Raw genomic sequence first — 25,747 nt, 5'->3', positions numbered from 1 at the left:
AGGCTCCGCATGGCGAAATTGCAATCGCGAAGGCCGCTGACGGCGCTTCCGGATGGCCTCGCGCTCGCCTATAACGGGACCATGAGCCAACCCGACAAAACCGACGCGCCCGCGGCCGACGAAGGCCGCATCGCCAAGCCCGAAGGACCGCTCCGGACCGGCTGGACGACGGGCGCCTGCGCGACGGCAGCCACCAAGGCGGCGCTGACGGCGCTGATCACCGGCGAGTTCCCGGATCCCGTGACGATCCGCCTGCCGCGCGGCGAGGAGCCGGCCTTCGCGCTTGCGCTCGAGGCGCTTGGCGACGGTTATGCGATGGCAGGCATTGTCAAGGATGCCGGCGATGATCCGGATGTGACGCATGGAGCAACCGTAGTCGCCTCGGTGCGTGCACTTGCGCCCGGAAGCGGTATCCGCTTTGCCGCCGGCGACGGCGTCGGCACCGTGACCCGGCCCGGCCTGCCGATCGGCGTCGGCGAACCGGCCATCAATCCCGTGCCGCGCGCGATGATGACGGCCGAGGTCGAGGCACTCTGCGCGCAGCACGATCTGCCGGCCGATGTCGAGATCACCGTGTCGATCCCCGGCGGAGACAAGATCGCGGAAAAAACCTGGAACCCGCGGCTCGGCATCGTCGGGGGGCTCTCCGTGCTCGGTACCACCGGCGTCGTGCATCCCTTCTCCTGCGCGGCCTGGATCCACTCGATCCATCGCGGCATCGACGTCGCCCGCGCCGAGGGCATGCAACACGTGCTGGGCGCCACCGGCTCGACATCGGAAAAGGCGGCGCAGGTCTTCCACGACCTGCCGGATGGCGCGCTGCTCGACATGGGCGATTTCGCCGGCGGCCTGCTCAAATATCTGCGGGTGCATCCGGTCCCGCGGCTGACCATTGCCGGCGGCTTCGCCAAGATGGCGAAGCTGGCCCAAGGCGCGCTCGACCTGCATTCGTCCCGCAGCCAGGTGGACAATGCGGCACTAATATCGCTGGTCGAAGGGGCTGTGCTCGCCGAGCCTGTTCGGCAGCGAATGCTTCACGCGAATACCGCATTAGAAATACTTGAATTAGCGAATGAAAATGAAATCGACGTGGCCTCCGCGGTTGCCCGCGCCGCGCGCGCGACAGCGATCGCTACCTTGCGCGGCGCGCCGGTCGAAGTCGACGTGATCGTCACGGATCGTCAGGGGAAGATCATTGCCCGTGCCGCCTGACGCCAAGCCGAAAGTGCTGATCCTCGGCGGCACCGCCGAAGCGGCGGCCCTTGCGGAGCAGCTCGTGGCGCGCGGCGACGTCGCCGTGGTCACCTCGCTTGCGGGTCGCACGACCAGCCCCGTCCTGCCGCCCGGCGAGGTGCGCATCGGCGGGTTCGGCGGCGCGGCGGGATTGGCGGCCTATATCCGAGAACAAGGCATTTCGCGCGTGATCGACGCCACACACCCCTTTGCCCGACGCATCTCGGAAAACGCGATCCGAGCGACGGCGGAGACGGGCGTGCCGCTCGAACATCTGGTTCGTCCGGGATGGGAGCCTGTGCGTGGTGATCGCTGGCGGGAGGTCGGATCGCTCGAGGAGGCCGCCCAGGCGCTGCCGGCCGGCGCGACCGTGTTCCTGGCGCTCGGGCGCCAATATCTCGACACGTTCTTGCACCGCACCGACTGCCGCTTCGTCATCCGCATGGTCGACGCGCCGGCCGAACCGCTGCCGTTTTCCAACCATACGCTGATCCTCGGCAAGCCGTCGGCCGATCCGGCAGACGAGGCCGCATTGTTCGCGAGACATGGCATCACCCATCTCGTCTGCCGCAATTCGGGAGGTGCCGCGAGCTACGGCAAGATCGTCGCGGCGCGGGAGATGGGCCTGCCGGTTATCATCCTCGGCCGCTGATCAGTCCTCCTTCACCGCCACGATCGTATCGTGGATCAGCGTCAGCACGCTTTTGGCGTCGATGCCCGTGCAGATCTTCTGGCTCGGCAGGTGATCCCATACGCTCGGGCCAAAACCCATATAATCCGGCTTCTGGATCGTCTGGCCGTCGGCGATGCCGCCGCAGACCACGCGGACCGAACCGGACCGCGTCTTGAACAGGTGCGGTGCCACGACATAGGCGCAGGCGCAGCTGTCATGCACCACCATGCCGTCCGGCACGCGGCTCTCGTAGAACTTGATGTAGAACTGCGACAGGTCGAACAGCAGGCGGGCGCGGCTGGTGCCGGCCGCATCGCGGATGTCGGCGAGCTGCCGGCGGGTCATGACCGTCTGCGTCGTCACGTCGAGGCCGACGATCACCACCGGCCAGTTGGCGGTGAAGACCATGTCGGCGGCTTCCGGATCGCCGTGGATATTGGCCTCGGCCGCCGGCGTGACATTGCCGTTGACGTCGAAGGCGCCGCCCATGATGACGACTTCCTTGACCAGGTCGACGATGCCCGGATCTTCCTTCAGCGCATTGGCGAGGTTGGTCATGCGGCCGACGGCGACCAGCGTCACCTCGCCCGGATTGGCGCGGATCGTCTCGACGATGAAACGATGGGCCGGGCGCGGGTCCAGCGGCAGGTCGATGACATCCGGCACGCCGATATTGCCCAGCCCGTCGTCGCCGTGGATGAATTTCGGCGGCTCGTGGCTGACCCGATGCGGAATGAAGGTCTCGCCGGCACCCCGGGCGACCGGAGAATCGATCTTCCACTCGCGCTTCAGAAACAGCGCGTTGCGGGTCGTCGTCTCGATCGACGCATTGCCGAACACGGTGGTGATCCCGACAAGATCGATCTCGTGATGATGGTGGAGGAAGAGCAGCGCCATGGCGTCGTCGACGCCGGGATCCGTATCGAAAATGACCTTGTGCATGTGACCGCCGGAATGCTGTTGCAATGAAAAAACGAAGTGCCTGTCTTAGCGCATGTGCCGCCGGATGGCCAAGCTGTCAGCCGCCGCTTTCGGCGAATTCGCCCATCAGGCGCGGGAAGTCCTCCATCGGCGGAAACTGCGGATAGCTATGCCGGGCCGGCGTCTGCACCCAGGGCAGTTTCTCGCTGACGCAGGTTTCCATGAATGGGGTGAAGCCGGCCGAATCGTCCAGCATTGTCGAGCGCACATTGACGAAGGGTCCCATGGCGTCGAAGCGGGTGAACATCCAGCTCAGGCAATGCGGGCAGAAGAAGTGGCGCAGATCGCCATGCAGGCCGCCGATCACGGGTTCGGGGCCGCTCACCTCGACATTGTCTTCCGGATAGAGCGAACTCAGCGAAAAGGCGCTCGCGGTCATCTTCTGGCAGCCGGTGCAGTGGCAGACCATGGTCATCACCGGCCGGCCCCTCACCTTCAGCTGCACCTTTCCGCCACGGCAGCCGCCGCTCGTCACATCACCGTTCAACGTCATTGGACTCTCCCTGGTCTCTTGCCAGTACGATAGCGTCCGGGCGTGAAAGAACAATGGCGCGCCACCGCGAGATCGGATCGCAACTCACGGCAGGAGGGCGATCCTGACCTTTAGGCTGTCACCGGCCTTCAGTCGTGCCGCCTTGCGGACGGCGGCCTTGACCGGCAGAAGGTAGCTCGACGATGCCTTTTCGGGAAAGAGCGAGGTCCGGAATTCGACGCTGGCGATTTCCGCCGTCACCGCCACCATGCCCCAGCCGGAACGGCTGCTCTCGGTGGCGCAGCGGATGGCAAAGGCGACATCCGCCGGCAGGGTGACGAAATGCCAGGAGCCCTTGCCGTTGTATTCGAAGAGATCGGCTTCGAATTCCCAGGCTTCCATCACCTGCCCCCGGATTACACGTCGGCCTTCTTTTTCTTCTTCCCCACATTGCGCAGCACGTGGGAGAACTCGGAATTGTAGAGGTCGCTGTCGCGGAATTCGACATGGCCGAAGACCTTGCCGACCATGATGAGGGCGGTGCGGGTGATCTTCGCCTTGCGCACCTCCTCGGCCATGTCCTTCAGCGTCGTGCGGATCAGGAGTTCGTCCGGCCAGGTCGAGCGATAGGCGATGATCACCGGGCAGTCCTCGCCGTAATAGGGCGTCAGCGTGTCGCGGATATGGGTGAGGTTGCGGATCGACAGGTGGATGGCGAGCGTCGCCCGCGACTTGCCGAGGATCTCCAGCGTCTCGAATTCCGGCATCGAGGACGCCTTCATCTCGGTGCGCGTGACGATCACCGTCTGGGCGATCTCGGGAAGCGTCAACTCGGACTTCAGCCGCGCGGCGGTGGCGGCGAAGGCCGGCACGCCCGGCACGACGTCGTAAGGGATGTTCAGCGCGTCGAGCCTTCGCATCTGCTCGGCGATCGCGCCATAGATTGACGGATCGCCGGAATGGACTCGAGCCACATCCTCGCCGCGGGCATGGGCGGCTTCCATCTCGGCGACGATCGCGTCGAGATGCATCGGTGCCGTGTCCTTGACGATCGCACCCTCGGGCGCCGCCTGCACGATCTCTTCCGGCACCAGCGAGCCGGCATAAAGGCAGACCGGGCAGCGCTCGATAAGCCTCAGGCCCCGCACGGTGATGAGATCCGGGGCGCCGGGTCCGGCGCCGATGAAATAGACGGTCATTTCGCTGTCCTCAAGTTGTGCCGCGGGTTACCAAGGACCCGACGGTCGCGGCGATACGGCTCATGCCTTCATCCCGCTCTCCGCCTTCCCCGAATAACCGCGCGGGGTATAGACCCAGGTCTTGCCGTCACCGGTCGTGACCGTGCGGCTCTCCGACGAGCCGACGACCACGACCGTCAGCATGTCGACATCGTCGACATTGAGCGAGCCGAGCGGCACGGTGCGCACATGCTCGCCCGGACGGCCGAGATTGGTGGCGAGGATGACCGGCGTCGAGGCCGGGCGGTATTCGAGCAGCTTGTCGCGGGCGTAAGCCAGCTGGGTGCGGCGCTTCATCGACACGGGATTGTAGAAGGCAATGACGAAATCGCCCTCGCCCGCGGCCTTCACCCGCCGTTGGATATGCTCCCAGGGGGTCAGCAGGTCGGAGAGCGAAATGGTGCAGAAGTCGTGGCCGAGCGGCGCGCCGATGCGGGCGGCGGCGGCCTGAAGCGCCGAAATGCCCGGCGAGACCTGCACTTCGATGCGCGACGCCGCATCCGAAATGCCGCCCTTGTCGAACAGTTCGAACACCAGCGTCGCCATGGCATAGATGCCGGCATCGCCCGAGCAGACGAGGGCTACGGTCTTGCCCGCGCCCGCCAGTTCCATCGCATGGACGACGCGTGCCTCCTCCTTGCCAAGGTCGAAATCGTGGCGGGTCTTGCCGATGGCGAGCGGACCGAGCAGGTCGAGATAGAGCGAGTAGCCGACGAGATCGGTGGAAGCCATGACCATGGCCGAGACCTCCGGCGAGCGCCACTGGTCGGCGCCGGGGCCGATGCCGACGACGTAGAGGGTGCCGCGCGCGCGGCCGATCGTGGCTGGATCCACGGTCGCGGCACTATGGGCGATCGCGGCGGTCACGCCCTTCGACTTGATCTTGGGGAAGACGAGGTCGCCGGACGGGCCGACGCCGGCGAGCGCCGCACCTTCGGCGACGCCATGGCAGCCGACCTCGGCAAAGACGACGTCCGACGGGTTCTGCAGCCGCGGCACCTCCTCTTCCAGCCGTGCCGCGGGGAAGAAGCGGGCCGGCACGCCGAAATGGGCGGCGACATCGTGGATCGCGGTTTCATCGGCCTTGACGTCGATCGAGGCTATGGCGGCGAGGCTCTGCCAAGCCAGATCGCCGTCCGCCAAAGCCTGTTCGGCGAGCGCAATCGCTTCCTCGCTCGATGCATGGCGTTCACAACCCATGCCCAGCACCAGCGTCTTCGGATGATAGACCAGTTCGAGCGGACCGGCGTGCTTGGGGCGATCGGTGACCGTCAGCGTGACCGTGCCGTCCTCGGCGAAGGGGATGCGAGAGGAGATGAGCCAGCTGGCGAGCGGCGGGTTTCCCTTCTCCCCGGCGGGGAGAAGGTGGTCCGAAGGACCGGATGAGGGGGCCGATGGGCTGGCCTTGTCGGGTGCCGCCCCCTCACCCGGCGCTATCGCGCCACCCTCTCCCCGCTGGGGAGAGGAGATCACGAGTTGCGCCTTCGCCCCGGCCAGCAGTTCCGCCATCACCGCCTTGGCGTCGGCCGGATTGGCGAGCACATAGCCCTGCGGCGGCTGGTCGAGGGTGACGCCGAATTTCAGGTCGCCGGCGGTGGTCACCGCGGCATGGGCATCGAGGGCTGCTGCGATGCTACGGGCAAGATCATTGGCGCCATGGTGGCCGCCGAGCAGCGGGACGACCGAGGCGCCATCCTCGGAGACCACGACGACGGCGGGTTCCGTGTGCTTGTCGGCGAGCAGCGGCGCTAGGATGCGGATCAGCGCGCCGGAGGCCATCACCGCGACGATCGGCCGGCCGGCCGAGAAGAGCGCCGCCAGATGCGCCTTTGTCTCATCGAAGGCGACGTCGACATCCGCAGTGCGGGCGCGGGCGCCGTGGAGTTTTCCGCCGATCGCATCGGCAATCCTGCGGCCGAGCGCGTGGCTCGCCTCGGAAAGGATGACGACGGCGGGTTCTGATGCGAGAGTCATGGGGTCATTCCGTTATGGCGGGCCGTTGCGGCGGCAAGTGATGCATTCCAGCCCTCCCCGCCCTTGTAGATCAGGATCATCGAGAAATAGGGCGCGACGTCTTCCGCCACGGCGGACAGCGGCAGGACGCGCTGTTCGGGCAGGCTGACGCGCTCGACATAGCCGGCGCAAGCGGTCAGCCCCATGGCCTCGATCAGCGTGCGGATGCGGTGAAAATGGCGACCGACCTTGATGATGGCGACGGCGGCAGCGGCCTCGATCCGGCTCCTCAGCGTCTCGTCGTCGAGCGGCCCGGGTACGACGGAAAGAACGTCGTTGCGCGCGGCCAGCGGTCGCCCGAGGGCGGCGGCGGCCGCCATCATCGACGATACGCCGGGCACGATCTCGGTCTCGTAGCGGCCGGACAGCCGCTCGAACAGGTACATGAAGGAGCCGTAGAAGAAGGGATCGCCCTCGCAGAGCACGGCGACGTCGAGGCCGGCATCAAGATGGCGCGACAGCGTCTCGGCGGCTTCGTCGTAGATCTCCTGCGCCGGAAACCGCTCGACCCGCATGGGAACGACGATCGGAACTTCCACCTGGTGGAAGCTGAGATAGGCGGCGACGATCTGCCGGGCAAAGCTCGGGCCGGTATCGGGCGCCGGATAAGCGACGACGGGGGCAGCACTCAGGATGCGGTGCGCCTTCAGCGTGATCAGTTCGGGGTCGCCGGGGCCAAGGCCGAGGCCGTAGAGTCTACCGGTCATGAGGATCGCCCCTCGCTCTTCTGAAAAATACCCCCTCTGCCCTGCCGGGCATCTCCCCCACAAGGGGGGAGACAGGCACGCGGCACTGCTCGCGCCTTCAGAGGGTCATAGGTCAATGCCCAGTAAGAAATGTCAGCGCGGAGAGACCGGCCGGCGCCTTGCACGTTGGCGGCACGGGTCTCTCCCCCCTTGTGGGGGAGATGGCCGGCAGGCCAGAGGGGGTCTTGAAAGGCGAAAACGGTCACGCGTTCTCCCCCTTCGTCACCGACCAGATGGTCACCGGCATCAGCGACTTCCAGCCGCAATAACGGCCGACCGGGGCGGCGCGGGCAACCGAGAGGCGGATCAGTTCGCCGCCAAAGGCGCCGCGCAGGTCGGCAAGGCGCGCCTCGCCTTCGATCGTAACCGCATTGGCGACCAGGTGGCCGCCGGGCGCGAGTGCCTCCCAGCAGGCTTCGAACAGGCCTTCGTGATTGATCCCGCCGCCGATGAAGACGACGTCGGGAGGATCGAGCCCGTCCAGCACCTGCGGGGCTTCGCCCTCGACGATCTCCAGATCCGGCACGCCGAGCGCATCGGCATTGGCGCGGATCATCGCGACACGTTCGGCCTTGCCCTCGATGGCGATGGTCCGCGTGGCCATGCCGGTGCGCATCCATTCGATGCCGATCGAGCCGCAGCCGGCACCGACATCCCAGAGCAGCGCGTTGGGAAACGGCTGGAGCTGCGACAGGGTGACGGCGCGGATCTCGCGCTTGGTCAGTTGTCCGTCATGACGGAAGGCTTCGTCCGGCAGGCCCGGCACCGGCGAGAGCAGCGGTGATTCGGAGGCACAGTCGATCGCCAGCGTGTTGAAGTCGGACAGCGGCGGCGTGTTTTCCAGCATCTGCTGCGCCGTCATCACGGTGATCCGCTCGGCATCGCCGCCCATATGCTCGAGCACGGACAGCATCGAGGCGCCGAAGCCGCGCTTGACCAGCAGGGCCGCGACGGCGGTTACCGTGGCGGCATCCGAGGTCAGCGCGAGGATACGGGCGCGCGGCAGAAGATGGCGGTTCAAGTGCGTGAGCGGGCGGCCATGCAAGGAAATCTGCGCCACCGACTGCAGCGGCCAGCCGAGCCGCGCGGCCGCGAGCGAGAAGGCCGAAGGCGACGGCAGGATGGCCATTTCCTCGATCGGAACATATCGCCTGAGCGTCGCGCCGATGCCGAAATGCATGGGATCGCCGGTGGCAAGGATGGTGACCGGGGTGCCGCGCATCCGCAGCACCTCACCAAGGGTCTCGCGAAAGCCGGCACTCCAGGTGAGGATGCGCTTCAGGCCCGGCAGGTGGGCGCCTTCCAGAACGCTGTCCAGCCGTTCGCCCAGCACGATCGTTTCCGCCTGCCAGAGCAGCGCCTGGGCCTGCGGCGTCAGGCTGGCAAGCCCGTTGTCGCCGATGCCGATGATGGTGAGCCAGGGCGTCATTTCGGCCGTTCTGTCAGTCATTGGCGCCGAGCCCCCCGGCCAGTGCGTTGACGGCGGCGGATGCCATGGCCGACCCCCCTCGCCGGCCGCGAACGGCGATGAAGGGAATGCCGCGACTGTCGGCGATCAGGGCGTCCTTGCTTTCGGCGGCGCCGACGAAACCGACGGGCAAGCCGAGGATCAGTGCCGGCTTCGGCGCACCGGCGTCGAGCCGCTCCAAAAGGCGAAAGAGCGCGGTCGGCGCATTGCCGATGGCGACGACGGCACCGGCGAGATACTCGTCCCACAGATCGACCTGGGCGGCCGAGCGGGTATTGCCGATCGCCTCGGCCTTGGGGCGCACGCGCGCGTCGTTGAGCAGGCAGATCACCTCATTCTCCGCCGGCAGCAGGCGGCGAATGATGCCGTGGCGGACCATTTCCACATCGCAGAGCACCGGCGCGCCTTTGGCCAGCGCCGCCGCTCCGGCCTCGAAGACGCCGGCGGAAAAGGCGATGTCGTCGGTCAGATCGGGCATGCCGCAGGCATGGATCAGGCGGATCGCCAGATTTCTCATGCCGCCGGAAAACCGTGACAGATCCGCCTCCGTGCGGATCGTCTCGAAGGACTGGCGATAGATCTCGGCGGGATCGCGGATGTAGTCGAGGATCGTCATGAACCGCCCCTCATCCGGCTGCCGCCACCTTCTCCCCGCTCGCGGGGAGAAGGGACGCATGGCACCGCCCGTGCCCCGACCTCCTTCTCCCCGTCAGTACGGGGAGAAGGTCCCGGCAGGGGGATGAGGGGCAGAGGCCCGCCAGCGATTGTGCCACCTTCCCCATCACTTCTTCTTCTGCATAGACTTCGGGCCGAGCGGATGGTCGGCATGCGGGTAAGGGGCGTGATGGTGGTCGTGGTGGCCGTGATCATGGGAATGGCCGCCGGCATGATCGTGGTCATGGCCGTGACTGTGACCATGGTCGTGGCCGTGCTCGTCACCGTGGCTACGTCCGTGCGCATGGGCGTGACCGTCGTGATCATGGCCATGGCCATGATGGTGGTCGTCGTGGCCATGCTCGTGCCCATGGTGGTGGCCGCAGCCGCAGTTCGGACCGTGCTCGTGGACATGCGGCTTGCCGCTCGAGGGCGCGCTCATCACGGCCTCGAGTTCGGCGTCTGGAGCCGCGTTCATCAGGTGGCCATACTTGCCGCCGAGCGTGGTCGACGGCGCGTAGTCGAAGGCCGGCTCGAGGTCGTTCGGCTCGGCATGGGAATGAACGGGCGTCCAGGGCAAGCCGTGCTCCTTGCAGAAATCGGGGTCGCGGCAGGAGGCGTCGCAATCGCCCTTGCACGGACAGTTTTCCAGGCCGCCGCCAATGCCTTCGACATGGTGGTGATGGCTCTCCTGCGGCTGGCCGATATCGGCCTCGAAGCCGAGAACCTGTTCGCGGTACTTGCACATCTGGCAGTTCATCACCGCCGCGCCCTCGAGGATTTCCTTGACCCGGTCCTGGAAGGCGTCGAGCACCAGCGGGTGATCGTTGAGATAGCTCGCCTTGACGAACTGGATCTCCGGGTGACGCGCCGCCACTTCGTCCGTGTAGGAATAGATGCGCTTCACCAGCACGCCGGTGAAGAGGAAATACGGGAAGACGATGATGCGCTTGTAGCCGAGCTTGGCCGCATGGGTGAGCCCCGGCTCGACCAGCGGGAAAGTGACGCCCGAATAACAGGTCTCGCCCCAGCCGAAGCCCATGCCCTCCCAAAGCATGCGCATGACCTTGGTGGCGTTGGAATTGGCGTCCGGATCGGACGATCCGCGGCCGACCACCATCAGCAGCGTGTCGTGTTTGTCGACGAAGCCGAGTTCGGCATTGGCGGCATCGACCGCCTGCTGGATGCGGTCGCCGGCGGCGCGGATCATCTTCAGGTCGATGCCGAGTTCGCGGCCATAATTGATGACCATGCCGGGGTTCTGGGCCTGGTAGGTGTTGAGCACGGAAGGGATGTCGTTCTTGGCGTGGCCGGCGGCAAAGAGCATGCCCGGCACGGCGAGCACGCGGGTCACCCCTTCGGCGCGCAGCTTGTCGAGACCGGCCGAGATCACCGGATTGCAGAATTCGAGATAGCCGTATTCCACCGGCATGTCGGGGTTTCTCGCCCGCAACGCCTCGGCGATGATGGCGAATTCGCGCGCCGCGTTCTGGTTACGGCTGCCATGGCCGCAAACCATGATTCCGAGTTTTTCCGACATGAACAGGCCTCCTGCTTCGTTTTCCTCATGTACGAAGCGCCAGAGCTCACGTCCCGAGGGGTGGACTCCATGGCCTTTACGGACAGCTCCGGACTTGGCCCCCTGCTTGGGTCGGCCGCACCGGACTATTTCCAGCCTGTCGAACAGGCGCCGTCGCACATGACAAGAGCTTTAGCGAAGGCGACAGGGGCGGTCAAATCCGTTTGCGCCGGATTGTGTGTGGGATGCGGCGAAGGTTACGGCCGGGTGTCACAATCCTGTTTGCGGCGTGTTGCCCCGACCCGCGACATGGTGCAGAACTGCGCCTTCTTGCCCATCCGCCTTAGCCGGGGTCATCGTGGTCGAACTTGCCTTTCAGAGCCTGCTTCTGTTGTTTCTCGCCGCCTTTATTGCCGGCTTCATCGATTCGATCGCCGGCGGCGGCGGGCTGATCACCATTCCGGCCATGCTGATCGCCGGCATACCGCCGCTCCAGACGCTCGGCACCAACAAGCTGCAATCGATGTTCGGCGCGGCCTCGGCGACGATCGCCTATGCCCGCAAGGGCCATGTGGACCTGCGCAGCCAACTGCCGATGGCGGCGCTCGCCGGACTTGGCGGGGCCTTGGGCGCGGTGCTTGCGACCGTGGTGCCGGGCGACGTGCTGCGGGCGCTGATGCCCTTCCTGCTGGTCGCGATCGCGCTCTATTTTGCCCTGAAACCCAACCTCTCGGACGTCGACCGCCACCAGCGCATGACGCCCTTCCTGTTCGGCCTGACCTTCGTGCCGTTGATCGGCTTTTACGACGGCGTGTTCGGCCCCGGCACCGGATCCTTCTTCATGCTGGCCTTCGTCTCGCTTGCCGGCTTCGGCATGCTGAAGGCCACGGCCCACACCAAGCTCCTCAACCTCTCCTCCAATCTCGGCGCCTTCCTCGTCTTCCTGGCGAGCGGCGTGGTGCTGTGGAAGGTCGGGCTGCTGATGGGCCTCGGCCAGTTCCTCGGCGCCCAGGCGGGCTCGAAGCTCGCCATGAAGAACGGCGCCAAACTGATCAAGCCGCTGCTGATCGTCACCTGCGTGGCGCTCGCCACCAAGCTGCTGATGGACCCGACCAATCCGGTGCGGATGTGGGCGGGTTTCTGAGACGCCGCGAGAAAAGCGCCCTGCGATTACCTCCGAGGTAATTGATGCTATGACGCTCCTTGCCGATGATCGGGCTGCCTGGACGAACCGGGCACCCACAAGGAGCAAGATCATGGACACTGCAAACACCATCGCCGAACGCTATATCGCCGTCTGGAACGAAACCGACGCCGCCCGGCGCCGTGCGCTGATCGCGGAAAGCTGGCTCGACGGCGCGACCTATGTCGATCCGCTGATGGCCGGAAAAGGCCATGCGGAGATCGACGGACTGGTCAGTGCCGTCCAGCCCCGCTTCCCCGGCTTCCGCTTTTCCCTGCTTGCGGCGGACGGCTACGGCGACCGCCTGCGCTTTTCCTGGAAGCTCGGCCCGACCGACAATGACGATATGATCAAGGGAACCGACTTTGCCATCGTCGAGGACGGCCGGCTGAAAGAGGTCAACGGCTTCCTCGACAAGGTCCCGGCGGCCGCATGACCGCCCGGAGCCTGGGTGACATCCTGCGCGAATGGCGGCGGCGCCGCCATTTGAGCCAGCTCGACCTGGCGCTCGACGCCGAAATCTCGCAGCGGCACCTGAGCTTCATCGAAAGCGGGCGCGCGGCACCCAGCCGCGACCTGCTGCTGCATCTGACCGAACGGCTGGGCGTGCCGCTGCGCGAGCGCAATCCGATCCTGATCGCCGCCGGCTATGCGCCGGTCTTTGCCCAGAGATCGCTGGGCGATCCGGCCCTGATGGCCGCCCGGGAGGCCATCGACCTTATTCTCAAGGGGCACGAGCCTTTCCCGGCGCTCGCAGTGGACCGCCACTGGACGCTGATCTCCGCCAATGCGGCCCTTGCCCCCCTGCTTGCCGGGGTCAAGGACGAAGGGCTGCTTGCGCTGCCGGTCAACGTGCTTCGTCTCAGCCTCCACCCCGATGGCCTCGCCCCCCGGATCGTCAACTTTGCCGAATGGCGCAACCATCTGCTGGAGCGGCTGCAGCAGCAGATCGCCGCCAGCGGCGACCCGGTGCTGCGCGCGCTTCTGGACGAGCTCATCGCCTTGCCGGTACCGCCGACGACGCGGCGGGCAATGGCGGGCGTCCCGCGCGATCTCGGCGACATCGCCGTGCCGCTGGAGGTCGAGACCGAGGCAGGCGTGCTTTCATTCCTGTCGATGACGACGGTATTCGGCACGCCGCTCGACATCACGCTGTCGGAACTGGCGATCGAATCCTTCTTTCCCGCCAATGCGGAGACGGCGGCGATCCTGAAGGCGATGCCCCGTCCGCCCGGCGAGCGGAGCTAGAGCCCCCCCGGTCTAGAACTCCACCCCGATCTGCGCCTTGATGCCCGAGCGGAACGGGTGTTTGATGAGTTCCATCTCGGTCACCAGATCGGCGATCTCGATCAGCTCGTCCTTGGCGTTGCGTCCGGTCAGGACGACATGCGTCATCTCCGGCTTCTCGCTCTCCAGGAACTCGACCACCTCGGCGATGTCGACATAGTCGTAGCGGATCGCAATGTTGATCTCGTCGAGCAGGACCATGGAGTTCGACGGATCGCGGATCAGCTCCTTGGCCTTTTCCCAGGCGGCCTTCGCCATGGCGATGTCGCGCGCCTTGTCCTGCGTCTCCCAGGTGAACCCCTCGCCCATGGTGTGGAATTCGCACAGGTCGGAAAAATGCTTGAGGATCAGGTCGCGCTCGCCGGTCGACATGGCGCCCTTGATGAACTGCACGACGGCGCATTTCCGGCCATGGGCGATATGGCGGAAGATCATGCCGAAGGCGGCGGACGACTTGCCCTTGCCCTTGCCGGTGTGGACGATGATCAGCCCCTTCTCGCCGGTCTTGGTCGCCATGATCTTCTCACGCGCGGCCTTCTTCTTCGCCATTTTCTCCGCGTGGCGGGCGAGATCGGCTTCGCTGCCTTCGTGTTCGTCGCTCATCGCATGTCTCCCAATTTCAACGGTAGTGATAGCGGCACGCCGCGATCTGTAATTCCTGTGTCTCGCCTGAGCCGGTGACGCGATAGACCAACCGGTGTTCACCGGTGATGCGCCGGGACCAGAAGCTCTGAAGCTCTCCCTTCAGCGGTTCGGGTTTGCCGGTGCCGGAAAACGGAGTGCGCATACACTCCCGGATCAGGATATTTATCTTGTCGAGCATGGCCCGATCCGCCTCCTGCCAGTGGAGATAGTCCGCCCAGGACCTCTCCGACCAGACGAGCCTCATTGCTTCTCCCCGGCAAGCTGTCGTTCAGCGCCCTGCCCGGCATCGAGTTCCGCAATCGATGCCCGCAGATGTTCTGCATTGATGGGGCTGGCGAGCAGATGCAGGGTCTCGACCATGCTTTCATACTCTTCTTCCGACAGCACGACGACGGACTTGCCCTTGCCTCGAGTGACGACGAGCGGTGCACGGCTGTCGGCCACCTCGTCGAGATGCGAGGCCAGGTTCTGGCGAAATTCGCTGACATTCACATGAGCCACCGGGACACCTCCATGTACATCTTTATGTACATCTTTTCACCACCCGCTTCAAGCATCTGCACGACCTTGCGCGAGCCGCGTAAGGTCGAACATCGCCGAATTGCTACGCGGCGTCCACAACCCGCGGTCGATCGCCTCGATCAGCCGTTCGGACATTTCCTTGAGCGCCGCCGGGTTCTTCTCCGCCATGAAATCGCGCACGCGCTCGTCCAGCACAAAGGCCTGGTAGACCGCTTCGAAATGGTGGTCGCGCACGGCACCGGTGGTGGCGGAAAAAGCGAACATGTAGTCAACGGTGGCGGCGATCTCGAAGGCGCCCTTGTAGCCGTGGCGCATCACGCCGTCGATCCACTTCGGGTTGACGACGCGGGCGCGCACCACCCGGCCGATCTCTTCCTCGAGCGTACGGATCACCGGCTTTTCCGGCCTCGAATGGTCGTTGTGATATACGGTCGGGCGTGCGCCCGCGACGTGCTCGATCGCCGCCGTCATGCCGCCTTCGAACTGGTAGTAGTCGTCGCTGTCGAGCAGATCGTGCTCGCGATTGTCCTGATTCTGCACGACCGCCTGGACGGTCCTCAACCGTTCCTCAAACAGGCCACGCTCGGCCTTGCCGTCCTCCCCGGCGCCATAGGCATAACCGCCCCAGACGAGATAGGCTTCGGCGAGATCGCCGCGACGCTCCCAGCCCTTCTCGTCGATCAGCGCCTGCAGGCCTGCGCCATAGGCACCGGGCTTGGATCCGAAGACGCGGTATCCGGCACGACGGGAAGCAGCCTTGTCGTCCAGCCCCTCGGCCATCAGCCGCGCCGTCTCGGCCCGCACCCGGGCGGCAATCGGGTTGTCGCCTTCGTCCTCATCAAGGGCGGCCACCGCGCGCACGGCCTTATCGTAAAGGGCGATCTGTTCCGGGAAGGCATCGCGGAAAAAGCCGGAAATGCGGAGCGTCACGTCGACGCGCGGGCGACCGAGGATGGCCTGGGGCAGGATCTCGTAGCCGGTGACGCGGCGCGAGGCCATGTCCCACAGCGGCTTTACCCCGATCAGCGCCAGCGCCTGAGCGATGTCGTCGCCGCCGGTGCGCATGTTGGACGTGCCCCAGGCTGTGAGGCCGAACGAGGTCGGCCACTCGCCGTGGTCCTGCACGTAGCGGGCGATCAGAAGCTCGGCGGATTTCTTGCCGAGTTCGTAGGCCGCCGGCGTGGGTACGGCGCGGCTGTCGACCGAATAGAAGTTTCGGCCGGTTGGCAGCACATCGGGGCGGCCGCGCGTCGGGGCGCCGGAGGGACCGGGGGGCACGAAGCGGCCGGCAAGGCCGGTCAGCAGGCCCTCGATCTCGGCCGGACCCGAGCGAATGATCGACGGCTTGAGGCGGGTTTCGATCTCGTCGAGCACGGCGCGCGTGGCTGGCCAGTGCGGGGAACAGGCGATGGTGCCGTCCACCAGTTGGGCGGCCAGAAGCTCGATGCGCTCGACCGTATCGCCCACCGTACGCCAGGGGGCGTCGGTGAGGTCGGCGAGGATGGCGGGTTTCGGGCCGGTCCAGGGATCGGACATGATGCAATCGAGGGGATCGAAGGCAAACATCCGCCCGGAGCCGCCTTCGTGCGCCGTATTACCCCCCTCTGCCCTGCCGCCAATCCGGCGTCTGCCGCGATCGCCCGCTGCAAACTCCGGTCGCCGCCCTCGCCGAGTGCGCGCGGGACGCGGGCCAGCGCGACGGTGAGATCGGTCAGCAGCCGGCCTTCGGGCGCAAGGCCGAAAATGTGCAAACCGTCGCGGATTTGCATTTCCTTGAGGTCGCAGAGATAGGCGTCGAGTTTTTCGAGCGCGGTCTCCTCCGCCTCGTCGCGGGCGATGCCGGCATCCTGGTCGAGGCCGATGTCGGCGACGAGGTCAAGAATCTGTTTCTTCAGCAGCTTCAGCCGGCGTGGATCGCCGCCCGCGGCCTCGTAATATTCGTCGACCAGCGCCTCCAGGTCCTTCAGCGGCCCGTAGCTCTCGGCGCGCGTCAGCGGTGGGGTCAGGTGGTCGATGATGACCGAGGATGTCCGGCGCTTGGCCTGGGTGCCCTCGCCCGGATCGTTGACGATGAAGGGATAGAGATGCGGCAGCGGGCCGAAGACGGCTTCCGGATAGCAGGTCTCCGACAGCGCCAGCGCCTTGCCCGGCAGCCATTCCAGATTGCCGTGCTTGCCCATGTGAATCACAGCATGGGCACCGAATTGCTGTCTCAGATAGGCATAGAAGGCGAGATAGCCATGCGGCGGCACCAGATCCGGCGAATGATAGGTCTCCTTCGGGTCGATATTGTAGCCACGCGCCGGCTGGATGCCGACCACGACATTGCCCAGCCGCGACAGCGGCAGGGCAAACCGGCCGTCAAGAAAGAAGGGATCCGTCTCCGGCGCCCCCCAGCGCGCGGTGACGTCTTGTTGAACCTTTTCAGGAAGATTTTCGAAGAAGCTAATGTAACCGCTTGCTGATAGCGTTTCGCGGAATTCGCGTCCATCGGCCGCCGCATTGGTCGGCCCGGCCATCAGATAGGCCATCAGCGCGTCGCCATCGGCCGGCAGGGCATCGAGCGCATAGCCATCCGCCGCCATGGCGCGCAGCACCTCGACGGTGCCGGCCGGCGTGTCGAGGCCGACGCCATTGCCGAGCCGGCCGTCGCGGTTCGGATAGTTCGCCATGATGAGCGCCACCCGGCGCTCAGAGGCCGGCGTCAACCTGAGCCGCGCCCAGTTGGCGGCCAGCCTTGCAACGAAGGCGGCGCGGCCGGCATCGGGTTCGTGGGAGACGATATTGGTTTCGACGCGGGCATCGAACCGCGCGGCCGCCTTGAAGGAGACGGCACGCGTCATCACGCGACCGTCGACCTCCGGCAGCGCGACGCTCATGGCGAGATCGCGGGCGGTGAGGCCCTGCGACGAGGCTTCCCAGGCCTCCCGCGTGGAGGATGAGAACACGGCCTGCAGCACGACCGCGCCGCCCTCGTCCAGCACGGTCGAGACGCGCTCGGCGCCCGGCGCCGAGACGGCAAAGCCGGTGGCGTTGATGACGACGGCGGGCGGGGCCTCGGCGAAGATCGCGCGCAGCGTCTCGACCGAGACGGTATCTTTGAGGCTGGAGACGAAGACCGGCAGTGCGGCGAGCCCTTGCGTCTTCAAGGCGTCGATCAGCGCCTCGACCGGTCTGGTCTCGCCGCTTTGCATGAGGGCGCGGTAAAAGCAGATGGCGGCGACGGGTGCGGGCTGGCGTTCACCCCCCTCTGGCCTGCCGGCCATCTCCCCCTCAAGGGGGGAGATCGACTCGCGGCAAGCGCCCCCAGCTTCATCCGGCGCCAGGCCTTCAGAATCCCTTTCCGCAAACACCAAAGCTGGAGGTGGCGCGGCGTGGCCTCCGCGTCCGATCTCCCCCCTTGAGGGGGAGATGGCCGACAGGCCAGTGGGGGGTATCGCCGAACCAGGCGACACAGAGCCAGAATACCCCTTCTCCCCGTTCAACGGGGAGAAGGTGCCGGCAGGCGGATGAGGGGCAGCCGCCGAAGCCTGCCTCCACTCTCCAACCCCGATCGCCCCCCTGCCCGGCCACCAGATGCCGGCTTTCAGGAGGGGCGCGGCGGGTGCCGGTTTCTCGCCGTGACCGATCAGGGCGCAGGCATAGTCGACGAAGGCCCGTGCATTGGCGTCGCCGCCCTCGATCAAATAGGCCCAGAGTGCGGACAGGTCGTCGGCCGGCAGGGTCGAGAATTCGGCCAGTCCCTCGTCCCGCTTGTCGTCGCCCGGTAGCACGGCGATGGCCGCGCCTGTGCGGCGGGCCGCGGCATGCAGCGCTTCGAGCACGTAGTGGAAATAGCTCGCTCCGCCGAGCGCCCGGACGACGATCAGCTTCGCATGCCGCGCCGTGCGCTCGACATAAGTGTCGACGGACATCGGGTGCTTGAGGCTCATCAGGCTGGCGAGGCGGAAACTCGGGCCTTCGGGACGTGCGGCAACCGCCGCCGCAATCGCGGCCAGTTCGGTATCGGCCGCCGAGAGGAACAGGATGTCGCCCGGCGTCTGGCCGAGATCGACGGCCTCTTCACCGTCGGCGATCGAGCCTTTCTGGGCTAGGAGAAAATGCATGCGCGTGCGGCATGGGTAACATGCCCCTCATTCCTGCCCTGGAGCGTGGCGGGTACCCCCCTCTGCCCTGCCGGGCATCTCCCCCTCAAGGGGGGAGATCGGAATGCGGCCACCGCGAAGCCATCACGGATACCCTGCAACAGTGCCATTCCCTGGAAAAGCGAGAAAGGAAGGCACCCCAGAGCCAAGCGGTATCGGCTGGGACGATCTCCCCCCTTGAGGGGGAGATGGCCGGCAGACCGGAGGGGGGTGAACCGCGCGCTCATGGGCTCAACCAAACCTCAAGCCGCCTTCTCGACGGCTTCGACCACCGCGCCGAAATCCCAGTCGTGCAGGCCGATGACGACGAAGCGGGTTTCGCGGGTTTCGCCGGAGGCCCAGGGGCGGTCGAAATAGGTGTCGATGCGGGAACCGACCGCCTGGATGACGAGGCGCATCGGCTTGCCGGGCACGTCGATGAAGCCCTTGAGGCGCAGCACGTCATGGGTTTCGATGACGCTCTTCAGCCGATCGACGAAGCCGGACGGATCGGCAATCGCGCCGAGCTTCATCACGAAGCTCTCGAATTCGTCGTGGTCGTGATGATGGTCATGGACCTCGCCGCTTTCGTGCAGCGCCTCGTGCTCCAGTTCGTGGTGCGACTTGCGGTTCTCGATATCGTCCTCGGTCCCCGCCCCGATGCCGAGCAGGACGAGCGCCGGCACGTCTCCGTTCCTCGCCTCGATCAGCGTCGGCTTGCGGTGGATGCGTTCGGCCACTTCGGCCCGCACCCTGGCGATGCCCTCGGCGTCGAGCAGGTCGGTCTTGTTGAGAATGATGAGGTCGGCGCAGGTCAGCTGGTCCTCAAACAGTTCTTCCAGCGGACTGGCGTGGTCGAGGCCCTCGTCAGCCGCGCGGGCGGCATCCACCTTGTCATGGTCGTCGGCGAAGCGGCCGGCGGCAACGGCGGCGCTGTCGACCACAGTGACGACGCCGTCGACGGTGACGCGGGTGCGGATGTCAGGCCAGTTGAAGGCGGCGACCAGCGGCTGGGGAAGCGCCAGGCCGGAGGTCTCTATAACGATATGGTCGGGCTTCGCGTCGCGTTCGAGCAGTTTCTGCATGGTCGGAATGAAATCGTCGGCGACCGTGCAGCAGATGCAGCCATTGGTCAGTTCGATGATGTCGTCCTCGGTGCAGTTGTCGGCGCCGCAGCCCTTCAGCACGTCGCCATCGACGCCGAGATCGCCGAATTCGTTGATGATCAGCGCGATCTTCTTGCCGCCGGCATTCATCAGCATGTTACGGATGATGGTGGTCTTGCCGGCGCCGAGGAAGCCGGTGATGACGGTCGCGGGGATCTTCTGTTGCAGCATGGTCAACCCTTCATTTTCAGCGGCAAGCCGGCCGCGACAAAATAGACTTCCGCGGCACGCGCCGCGATCTGTTGATGGAGCCGTCCGGCATGGTCGCGGAATTCGCGCGCCATGCGGTTTTCCGGCACGATGCCGAGCCCGACCTCGTTCGATACCAGGATCACCCTCGCCGTGAGCTGCGGGAGAGCCGTGGCGAGTTCGGCCGAGCGGGCCGCGACGTCATGGTTTTCCAGCATCAGATTGGTGACCCAGAGCGTCAGGCAGTCGACCAGCACGACACGGGACGGATCATCGATCCGCTTGAGCTGACCGACCAGATCGATCGGCTCCTCGTGGGTCGTCCAGCCGTCGCCGCGATCGCTCCGGTGTTTCGCTATCCTGTCGCGCATTTCGTCGTCGAAGGCGCGACCGGTCGCGACATAATGGCGGTCAGCCACGCAATCGAGGGCAAGACCTTCGGCAAAGCGCGACTTGCCCGAGCGGGCACCGCCGAGAACGAGAATCGAAGAAGGTTCGCCGGTCATGGCTCAATGCCTGCCGGCAAGAATGGAAAGAATACCGCAACGGCGCTCGTGCAGCGGGAGGCGCAGGCCGCCGGATGAGGGCCTTCGTGGACCGCCAGAGGCGACGCGGCCATCGCAAAACCGGACCGAACGATGCGCGCGCGCACGGAATCCGGGGATTCCGGTCTTCAAATCTGTCGCCACGACAACCTCCGTGCTGGCAACAAGGGGAGCCTCCCCTTTCAAAAGGTGTGGGCTTGATGCCCGGCACGGGTGGCAGGTCTCCTGGCTCGCGGGTCGTGGTGCCAAAGATGCACCGGCGGATCTTCCTTGCCTTCCCGGAGGTAGATGCGGCGCGAAAGGGAGGACGATTCGTAGATGATAGAGGCGTCCGGCCCCGGCTGATCGCGCAGCCCTCCAGTGGCTTTTCCGGCTCAGGCCTCAGCTTGGATCGTCCGCACCACGCGAACCGCCATCCTTCGTCGAGACCTATGCCGGACGGAAGACCCTCGCCGCTCTACAGTCGCGGGGTCGGCTGCGATTTGCGGTCCCGGTCTGGATCCCCGCCGTCGCATTCCCTTTTGCTTCCCGAGCCGAAAATCGCCGGCCCGGAAACCATCCGTAATCTCTGGAATAGGTGGAAGCCGTATCCGAGTCAATCGAACGCTAAAGCCTGTCGCGATCTTTCAGATTCGCTCCGCAGGTTTGAGGTTCTGGCTCTTTTCGCATGTCCTCTTCCCGAAACCGGTGTCCACTTTCGCGAGACATGCTCTGGAACGGCTCAGGGCTAGGGCGCGGTGCAGTTCGCGTCGTTGGCCGGGTCGCAAGGGACGATCGGGGCCGCGCCGCCGAGCTTTACCACGCCGCTGGCACCCTCTTCGATATTCGTTTCGATTGCCCCGGCGGGGATTGCCGGGGGTGCCGGAGGAACTGCCGGGACGGGTTCGGTCAGGATCGCGGCAGAGGGTGCAACGACCGCGGGCGCTTCAGGGGCCAAGGCCGTCTTCAGACGGGTGGATTGCGTGCGCGGCGGCCGGACCACCTTGCGCAGCGACGGCGCGGCAAGCGAGAAGGCGAAGCGCACGCGGCTGGCGATCTCCTCGGCCAGGCTCTCCTCGGCCATCATCGGATCGTTGGTCGGATTATTGACCAAGAAGCTTCCCGTCGCGACCGGATGGCCCGTCTCCACCGAGACGGCGGTGACGGAGAAGCGTGCCGTCTGGAGCTTCCGGCGGGCGTTGAACCCAAAGCCCAACCTTTCGATCCGCACGAGAACGACCACCCGCTCGGCACCGGCCGGCGGCCGTGTCGCGGCGATAGCGGCAGACACCCGCCGATCGACGCCGGCCATGATCCGCGTCGGGACAGTCGCATCGGCGATCACGGTGACGTCGCGCACATGATAGCTGAGCGGCCGCGTGATGGGCCGGCTGTTGGTGAGGGTGCAGGAGGCCAGTGCGCCGAACAACAACAGCGCGAAGCCAAGCTTGAAGAAGCGCGCAAACATGGAAAACCCCGGACGGATGATTCTATTCCGCCAGAGGGTCCCACTTTTATGGTTAGCGGACCGTTAATCCGTGACGCGCAGCGCCTCGAGCATGGCCGCGGCGGCGGCGATTTCGGTGAACCGCTTGGCGCGGCGCGCCTCGGCTTCCGCATCGACGCCCCAGTGCTCGTCGGTCCAGTCCTCGTCGAGATGGGCAAGCGCCCAGACCTCTTCGAGCGTCAGGTGCCGGTCGCGAAGGGCCAGCGTCAGCATGGCCGAGCCGGTGATGGTCGTCATGACATGCAGACAGGACAAGGCCAGCGGCGAGCGCTCCGTCTGAAGTGCCGCGGCGAAGGCGGCCACGGCCTCCGCCGGCTGTTCCTGGTGGATCACGCCCTCGACCAGGATGAACCGGGCCCAATGGGTCTCGGCCAGCCAGGACAGAACCGGATCCCAGCGATCACGCTGGCGGTCGACCAGTTCCTGCGGGCCGTCGGCGCGGTAGCACAACAGATCGCTTCCGCTGTAGCGTACGATATCTTCGAACACCGCCTCGGCCTGGTCCGCCACCGCATCGATCGCCGTATTGGCAAGGCGGGTCGCCGGCATGTCTTCGGGATTGATGGTCTCGCCCTGGGCGCGCCATTCGGCGGCAACCAGTTCGGCGGCAGTGCGGGTCGGAAGCGCCAGAGGCTTCTTGCCCGGCGTCTTGACGGCACGTCCGTCGAGCTTGACGGCAAAGGCATCGCCCTCCGGTTCGACCGTCACCTCCGTATAGAAGCGCTTGGCCTGCGGCTTCTTCATCTGGATCTGCGCCCGGCGCACCGGATCGGCATCGCTCTGTTCGGGGACGAAAACGCTCAACTCGTCGCGCATCGGTATAACCTCAGTGAATGTAAGTCAGGATGTCGGCCGGGCGGTCGACCACCGCATCGGCGCCGGCGGCCCACAATTGCTCGACGCTAGCATAGCCCCAGGACACGCCGATCGCGGTCGCGCCTGCGGCCTTCGCCATCTGCATGTCGTAGACCGCATCGCCGATGACGACGGTATCGGCCGGCACGATGCCCGCCTGGTCGCAGCACTCGCTGACCATGGCCGGGTGCGGCTTGGACGGGCAGTCGTCGGCCGTGCGGAAAACAAAGAAATGGGACGTGAAGCCGTGGGTTTCAAGCACCATGTCGAGACCGCGGCGCGACTTGCCGGTGACCGCGCCGATCAGCACGTCCTCGCGCGCCGAAAGGGCGGCAATCAGGTCTGCAATGCCAGGGAAGAGCGGCTCCTGGAAACCGAGCTCGCCGCGGACGCCGAGAAAGATGTCCTTATAGTGGGCCATCATCGCCACGGCTTCCGGGTCGGCATGCGGCTTGCCGTCGATGCGGGCAATCGCGATGTCGAGGGTCAGCCCGATGATCGCCTTGGTGGCGGCGACCGAGGGCTCGGCCTTGCCGAAATGGCGGAAGGTCCGCACCATGACCTCGTGGATCAGGGCGACGCTGTCGACGAGCGTACCGTCGCAATCGAACAGGACGAGTTTCATTCTGCCTCGCCGTCCCCGTCGGCCTGGTCGAAGCCCAGCAGGTTCCACGTCTGCACCATGTGGGGGGACAGCGGCGCGGTGACCTTCAGGCGCCCGCCGTTCGGATGCGGGATGTCGATGCGGCGCGCATGCAGATGCAATCGCTTCTGGACGCCGCCGGGGAAATCCCAGTTGTGGTCGTCGATGAAATACTTCGGATCGCCGATGATCGGATGGCCGATATGCAGCGCATGAATGCGCAACTGGTGGGTACGGCCGGTATAGGGCTCCATTTCCAGCCAGGCGAGATTCTGCGCGGCGGTATCGATGACGCGGTAGTAGGACACGGCGTGATCGGCGCCGTCCTCGCCGTGCCTGGCGACGCGCATCCGGTCGCCCTCGTCGGTCTGGTCCTTGACCAGCCAGGTGGAGATCTTGTCCTCGTGCTTGCGCGGCACACCCTTGACCAGCGCCCAGTAGGTCTTGTGGGTATCACGCTCGCGGAAGGCGGCGGTCAGTTTCTGGGCCGCACCGCGCGTGCGGGCAACCACCAGGACGCCGGAGGTGTCGCGGTCGAGCCGGTGCACAAGGCGCGGCTTCTCGCCCTTCTTGCTGGTCCAGGCTTCGAGCATCTTGTCGATATGACGGGTCAGGCCCGAGCCGCCCTGCACGGCAAGCCCGGCCGGCTTGTTGAGCACGAACACCTTTTCGTCCTCGTGCAGCAGCATGCGCGACAGAAGCTCGCCATCCTCGGAATGTTTCAGATCATGCGCGCCGATCGGCCCGGCCTTGATCTTGAGGTCCACGTCCAGAGGCGGGACGCGCACCACCTGTCCCGGCTGCACGCGGGCATCGGTCTTCACCCGGCCGCCATCGACACGCACCTGGCCGGAGCGCAGCAGCTTTTGCAACTGGCCGAAGCCGAGGCCGGGGAAATGCACCTTGAACCAACGGTCCAGACGCATGCCTGCCTCGTCGTTCTCCACGGTGATATGTTCGATGCCTGCCATAGCCAATCTTTCGGTCACTGCTGCGGAAAAGCCCGCAGATCTCGTCTTAAGCAGGGCTTTAGAGCATTTCGACCGAAGATGGAAACAGGAAAACCGGTCAGAGCAGTGAACGCATCAGGCCAATGCCGGCGATCGCGGCGGCAATGGAAGCGCCGATGCTGAGGACGAGGTAGATGGTGGCCGCGAGCGAAGCGCCCCGCTCGAACAAGGTGACGGCATCAAGCGCGAAGGCGGAGAAGGTGGTGAAGCCGCCGAGAAAACCGGTGATCAGCAGAAGCCGCAGCTCGGCGGAGGCGCCGAAACGGGCGACGATCAGTTCGGCCAGCACGCCAATGGCAAACGAGCCGGCGACATTGACGGTGAGCGTACCCCAGGGGAAGGACGGACCCATGAGCCTCAGCGCGCCGATGCCGACCAGATAGCGGCAAACGGAACCAAGAGCCCCGCCAAAGGCAACCAGCAGGATGTGATTCATACGTCCTCACTTGCCCGGTCCGCCTATTCGACGAACAAGAAAGAGCCGCCGGCCGAAGCCGGCGGGGAAACGATCAGGCCTTCGCAGCGGCCAGAAACTGCTTGGTGAAGCCTTCGAGCGCCGTCCAGTCGGTGAACTCGTGGATCTGCTTGACGTCGGTCGGTGCGCCTTCGCGCTCGGCCAGGCGTTTGGCCATCCAGCGCTTGAAGAAGTCGTATTCCGTGTAGCGAAGGGCACCGGCCGCATGGTGAACCATGCCCGGCGTCCAGCCGGTCTGCGCCATCAGCGCGTCGGGGAAATGCATGGCTTCCTCCCGCTCTTCGGCAAACTCGCTGCGAATGAAGAGCGAAACCGACACAAAAGCGCTCGGCACGGATTTCAGCCAGTCGCGCTCCCGCTCGACGAAGTCGACGAACGGTGCCGGGTAACGACCGGCGTGGATGGGTGCGCAAAGAATGACCGCCTGCGGATGGTCGACGCCATATTCGGCACCGGTGACCACGTTGAACAGGACGGCGCGATCGCCGCCTTTTTCGATCTGGGCGGCAATCGTTTCGGCAATCTTCTTCGACTGCCCCTCGATGCTCACATAGCCGACGAGAATGATCATGCTTGCTCCCTCCCCCCATCCGTCGCCTGGCTGGCGCCGGGGGCCTGAA

Annotated in this window: 25 protein-coding genes, 1 pseudogene and 1 riboswitch; of the genes and pseudogenes, 5 read left to right on the top strand and 21 right to left on the bottom strand. The window is 65.7% G+C overall.

What is annotated here, in order from left to right; all coding sequences use genetic code 11:
- The first annotated feature begins 9 nt into the window (after positions 1 to 9).
- Together DYZ14_RS12310 and DYZ14_RS12305 are read left to right on the top strand one after the other, a co-directional pair.
- A complete protein-coding gene (locus tag DYZ14_RS12310; RefSeq protein ID WP_232365521.1) occupies positions 10 to 1,212 on the top strand; it encodes a cobalt-precorrin-5B (C(1))-methyltransferase in 1,203 nt (400 codons plus the stop codon).
- A complete protein-coding gene (locus DYZ14_RS12305) occupies positions 1,202 to 1,885 on the top strand; it encodes a cobalt-precorrin-6A reductase (RefSeq protein ID WP_154720971.1) in 684 nt (227 codons plus the stop codon). Before DYZ14_RS12310 ends, DYZ14_RS12305 begins: the two co-directional genes overlap by 11 nt.
- On the opposite strand, the gene DYZ14_RS12300 is transcribed toward DYZ14_RS12305, so the two are convergent.
- The 9 genes from DYZ14_RS12300 to DYZ14_RS12260 form a co-directional block, all read right to left on the bottom strand.
- Positions 1,886 to 2,848, bottom strand: a complete 963-nt coding sequence (locus DYZ14_RS12300; RefSeq protein ID WP_154720944.1) for a nucleoside hydrolase — start codon at positions 2,846 to 2,848, stop codon at positions 1,886 to 1,888. It abuts the gene before it with no gap.
- Between the two features lie 76 nt (positions 2,849 to 2,924).
- Positions 2,925 to 3,380, bottom strand: a complete 456-nt coding sequence (locus DYZ14_RS12295; protein ID WP_154720943.1) for a GFA family protein — start codon at positions 3,378 to 3,380, stop codon at positions 2,925 to 2,927.
- An 84-nt stretch (positions 3,381 to 3,464) separates the two neighbouring features.
- Positions 3,465 to 3,761: a DUF1905 domain-containing protein gene (locus DYZ14_RS12290; protein WP_154720942.1), complete on the bottom strand. Its 297-nt coding sequence runs from the start codon at positions 3,759 to 3,761 to the stop codon at positions 3,465 to 3,467.
- 14 nt (positions 3,762 to 3,775) lie between these two features.
- Complete coding sequence (gene cobM, locus DYZ14_RS12285; RefSeq protein WP_154720941.1) at positions 3,776 to 4,558, bottom strand: precorrin-4 C(11)-methyltransferase; 783 nt, start codon at positions 4,556 to 4,558, stop codon at positions 3,776 to 3,778.
- A 60-nt stretch (positions 4,559 to 4,618) separates the two neighbouring features.
- Entirely contained in the window at positions 4,619 to 6,571 is a 1,953-nt protein-coding gene (gene cobJ, locus DYZ14_RS12280) for a precorrin-3B C(17)-methyltransferase (RefSeq protein WP_154720940.1), read from the bottom strand.
- Positions 6,568 to 7,317 (bottom strand): precorrin-2 C(20)-methyltransferase, encoded by a 750-nt coding sequence (cobI, locus tag DYZ14_RS12275; protein ID WP_154720939.1) that lies wholly within the window; start codon positions 7,315 to 7,317, stop codon positions 6,568 to 6,570. Before cobI ends, cobJ begins: the two co-directional genes overlap by 4 nt.
- 241 nt (positions 7,318 to 7,558) lie before the next feature.
- The gene (gene cbiE / locus DYZ14_RS12270; RefSeq protein WP_154720938.1) at positions 7,559 to 8,806 is read right to left on the bottom strand and encodes a precorrin-6y C5,15-methyltransferase (decarboxylating) subunit CbiE; all 1,248 of its coding nucleotides are present in this window, start codon (positions 8,804 to 8,806) and stop codon (positions 7,559 to 7,561) included.
- Positions 8,799 to 9,434, bottom strand: coding sequence for a precorrin-8X methylmutase (locus DYZ14_RS12265; RefSeq protein ID WP_154720969.1), 636 nt, complete (start codon positions 9,432 to 9,434; stop codon positions 8,799 to 8,801). The genes cbiE and DYZ14_RS12265 overlap by 8 nt, the downstream gene beginning before the upstream one ends.
- A 171-nt stretch (positions 9,435 to 9,605) precedes the next feature.
- Entirely contained in the window at positions 9,606 to 11,018 is a 1,413-nt protein-coding gene (locus DYZ14_RS12260) for a sirohydrochlorin chelatase (protein ID WP_154720937.1), read from the bottom strand.
- A gap of 337 nt (positions 11,019 to 11,355) precedes the next feature.
- Here DYZ14_RS12260 and DYZ14_RS12255 point away from each other — a divergent pair, with 337 nt between their 5' ends.
- From DYZ14_RS12255 to DYZ14_RS12245, 3 genes are all read left to right on the top strand, one after another.
- Positions 11,356 to 12,141, top strand: a complete 786-nt coding sequence (locus DYZ14_RS12255; protein WP_154720936.1) for a TSUP family transporter — start codon at positions 11,356 to 11,358, stop codon at positions 12,139 to 12,141.
- Between the two features lie 112 nt (positions 12,142 to 12,253).
- Positions 12,254 to 12,616 (top strand): nuclear transport factor 2 family protein, encoded by a 363-nt coding sequence (locus DYZ14_RS12250; protein WP_154720935.1) that lies wholly within the window; start codon positions 12,254 to 12,256, stop codon positions 12,614 to 12,616.
- Positions 12,613 to 13,428, top strand: a complete 816-nt coding sequence (locus tag DYZ14_RS12245; protein WP_154720934.1) for a helix-turn-helix domain-containing protein — start codon at positions 12,613 to 12,615, stop codon at positions 13,426 to 13,428. Before DYZ14_RS12250 ends, DYZ14_RS12245 begins: the two co-directional genes overlap by 4 nt.
- 12 nt (positions 13,429 to 13,440) lie before the next feature.
- Here the strand turns inward: DYZ14_RS12245 and cobO are convergent, their stop codons facing one another.
- The 12 genes and pseudogenes from cobO to DYZ14_RS12175 all read right to left on the bottom strand — a co-directional run bounded on the left by cobO (position 13,441) and on the right by DYZ14_RS12175 (position 25,698).
- Positions 13,441 to 14,070, bottom strand: a complete 630-nt coding sequence (gene cobO, locus DYZ14_RS12240) for a cob(I)yrinic acid a,c-diamide adenosyltransferase (RefSeq protein ID WP_154720933.1) — start codon at positions 14,068 to 14,070, stop codon at positions 13,441 to 13,443.
- 16 nt (positions 14,071 to 14,086) lie between these two features.
- Positions 14,087 to 14,356 (bottom strand): Txe/YoeB family addiction module toxin, encoded by a 270-nt coding sequence (locus DYZ14_RS12235; protein WP_154720932.1) that lies wholly within the window; start codon positions 14,354 to 14,356, stop codon positions 14,087 to 14,089.
- Positions 14,353 to 14,613, bottom strand: coding sequence for a type II toxin-antitoxin system Phd/YefM family antitoxin (locus DYZ14_RS12230; RefSeq protein WP_154720931.1), 261 nt, complete (start codon positions 14,611 to 14,613; stop codon positions 14,353 to 14,355). Before DYZ14_RS12230 ends, DYZ14_RS12235 begins: the two co-directional genes overlap by 4 nt.
- A gap of 48 nt (positions 14,614 to 14,661) precedes the next feature.
- Positions 14,662 to 18,740: pseudogene (gene cobN, locus DYZ14_RS12225) on the bottom strand (cobaltochelatase subunit CobN).
- A gap of 281 nt (positions 18,741 to 19,021) precedes the next feature.
- Complete coding sequence (gene cobW, locus DYZ14_RS12210; RefSeq protein ID WP_154720930.1) at positions 19,022 to 20,095, bottom strand: cobalamin biosynthesis protein CobW; 1,074 nt, start codon at positions 20,093 to 20,095, stop codon at positions 19,022 to 19,024.
- Between the two features lie 2 nt (positions 20,096 to 20,097).
- Entirely contained in the window at positions 20,098 to 20,619 is a 522-nt protein-coding gene (cobU, locus tag DYZ14_RS12205; protein WP_154720929.1) for a bifunctional adenosylcobinamide kinase/adenosylcobinamide-phosphate guanylyltransferase, read from the bottom strand.
- Between the two features lie 237 nt (positions 20,620 to 20,856).
- Positions 20,857 to 21,233: riboswitch (cobalamin riboswitch) on the bottom strand.
- Between the two features lie 152 nt (positions 21,234 to 21,385).
- Entirely contained in the window at positions 21,386 to 22,105 is a 720-nt protein-coding gene (locus DYZ14_RS12200; protein ID WP_154720928.1) for a hypothetical protein, read from the bottom strand.
- 63 nt (positions 22,106 to 22,168) lie between these two features.
- A complete protein-coding gene (locus DYZ14_RS12195; protein WP_154720927.1) occupies positions 22,169 to 22,960 on the bottom strand; it encodes an ATP12 family chaperone protein in 792 nt (263 codons plus the stop codon).
- A 10-nt stretch (positions 22,961 to 22,970) separates the two neighbouring features.
- Positions 22,971 to 23,624: an HAD-IA family hydrolase gene (locus tag DYZ14_RS12190; protein WP_154720926.1), complete on the bottom strand. Its 654-nt coding sequence runs from the start codon at positions 23,622 to 23,624 to the stop codon at positions 22,971 to 22,973.
- A complete protein-coding gene (locus DYZ14_RS12185; protein WP_154720925.1) occupies positions 23,621 to 24,613 on the bottom strand; it encodes an RluA family pseudouridine synthase in 993 nt (330 codons plus the stop codon). Before DYZ14_RS12185 ends, DYZ14_RS12190 begins: the two co-directional genes overlap by 4 nt.
- Before the next feature lie 97 nt (positions 24,614 to 24,710).
- Positions 24,711 to 25,088: a fluoride efflux transporter CrcB gene (gene crcB, locus DYZ14_RS12180; protein WP_154720924.1), complete on the bottom strand. Its 378-nt coding sequence runs from the start codon at positions 25,086 to 25,088 to the stop codon at positions 24,711 to 24,713.
- Positions 25,089 to 25,161: 73 nt separating this feature from the next.
- Positions 25,162 to 25,698 (bottom strand): flavodoxin domain-containing protein, encoded by a 537-nt coding sequence (locus DYZ14_RS12175; protein ID WP_154720923.1) that lies wholly within the window; start codon positions 25,696 to 25,698, stop codon positions 25,162 to 25,164.
- Positions 25,699 to 25,747 lie beyond the last annotated feature (49 nt).

Source organism: Ciceribacter sp. T2.26MG-112.2 (genome assembly GCF_900492205.1).
In the GTDB taxonomy this organism is placed as follows: Bacteria; Pseudomonadota; Alphaproteobacteria; order Rhizobiales; family Rhizobiaceae; genus Allorhizobium; species Allorhizobium naphthalenivorans_A.
The sequence above is the reverse complement of the archived record's forward strand: the minus strand, read 5'-3'. Positions and strand labels throughout refer to the sequence as shown.